The following is a 1,590-nucleotide window of genomic DNA, read 5'->3' on the forward strand; positions in this document are numbered from 1 at the left end:
AGAAAAACGTCTAGTTGCTTATTTAGTTCCCAATGACGCCAAAACCACAATCAATGATTTGCGTTCTTTCCTCAAGACTAAACTACCTGAGTACATGATTCCTGCTGCTTTTGTCTTTCTCGAATCAATGCCCCTGACTCCTAACGGGAAAGTCAACCGTCGTGGTTTACCTGTTCCCGATGCTTCAAGTTTGGTTCCCGAAAGCAGTTTTGTTGCTCCCCGCGACTCCCTAGAATTACAACTAGCTCAAATTTGGTCACAGATTCTGGGTGTTTCTCCCATCGGAGTCCGAGATAACTTCTTTGACTTGGGTGGTCATTCTCTGTTAGCAGTGCGTCTGATGGCTGAGATCGAGAAACAATTTGGCAAAAATCTATCTTTAGCTGCTCTTTTCCAAGGCGCTACCGTAGAACAATTAGCTATTCTATTGCGCCAAAAAACTGATACTCACTCTTGGTCTCCCTTAGTTGCCATTCAACCACAAGGAAACCACCCACCGTTCTTCTGTATGCCAGGTTCTGGTGGGAATGTGGTTTACTTCCACCAACTCGCCCGTCATCTGGGAAGCGATCGACCTTTTTATGCTTTGCAACCTCCTAGTTTAGATGGGGTGTCGGCACCCTTTAATAGTGTTGAAGAGGTTGCTGCTTATTACCTGAAAGCTATCCAAACCATTCAACCCTCTGGTCCGTACTTCCTCGGCGGTCATTCCTTTGGAGTTTTGGTTGCTTTTGAAATCGCACAACAACTACAACAGAAGGGAGAAACAGTTGCTCTACTTGCCCTATTTGACCTTCCTGCACGACTTCCTGGTAGCACCCTCAAACAACTAGATTGGGATGATACCCGATGGTTGACCAATGCTGCCTATATCCTGGAAATGTTATCTGGGAAAAATCTCGATATTTCCTACGAAACTCTCAAACCTCTGAGTTCTGAAACCCAATTAAAGCTTCTCAAACAGCAGATGGAAACTGTTAATCTGTTGCCACCTAATTCAGCAATTGAACGAGTGCGTGGAATTGTGCAAACGATTAAAGCTGACGAATTAGCTTTTATGAGTTATGTTTTACAAGGAGGTTATCAAGGTCTGATTACTCTGTTCCGCACTAGCGAAGTTTATCGCGATGAATTGGGAATGCTCTCGGAAATACCTACCGATCCAACTTGGGGATGGAATCAGCTTTCTACTCAACCTGTAGAGGTTCATGTAGTTCCGGGAAACCATGTTACAATGCTTGATGAACCTCACGTTCAGGTATTAGCTGAAAAACTGAATTTTTTCTAGCTAAGAATTTGTCGATGTGCTTGCACCCTTTAATTACTAGATTTAGTATCAAATAAAATTATGTTGACAACAAAACTCAATGATTTAATCTCTGGTATAGAAATCAGTTCTGTCGATCCAATGTCAGAGGGGCAGAAAGGTTTATGGTTTCTCTACAAAATCGACCCGAACAATACCGCTTACAACGAGTCTAATGCGGTAAAAATTAGCTCACATTTAGACATAAATGCCTGGAAAGCAACATGGCAAAAAATCGTAGAACGCCATGCTATTTTACGAACTACTTATGGAACGAATCAAGA

2 protein-coding genes are annotated in these 1,590 nt (G+C 42.5%); both read left to right on the forward strand.

Translation table 11 applies throughout. From position 1 onward, the window contains the following. Positions 1-1,288: thioesterase domain-containing protein (locus F6K40_RS40110; RefSeq protein ID WP_293145889.1), on the forward strand; the 1,288-nt coding region annotated here is incomplete at its 5' end. Between the two features lie 60 nt (positions 1,289-1,348). Beyond that, positions 1,349-1,590 (forward strand): condensation domain-containing protein (locus F6K40_RS40115; RefSeq protein WP_293145891.1); only part of this gene is annotated, 242 nt, incomplete at its 3' end.

The sequence above is a fragment of the Okeania sp. SIO3I5 genome, from assembly GCF_010672085.1.
Classification (GTDB): Bacteria; Cyanobacteriota; Cyanobacteriia; order Cyanobacteriales; family Microcoleaceae; genus Trichodesmium.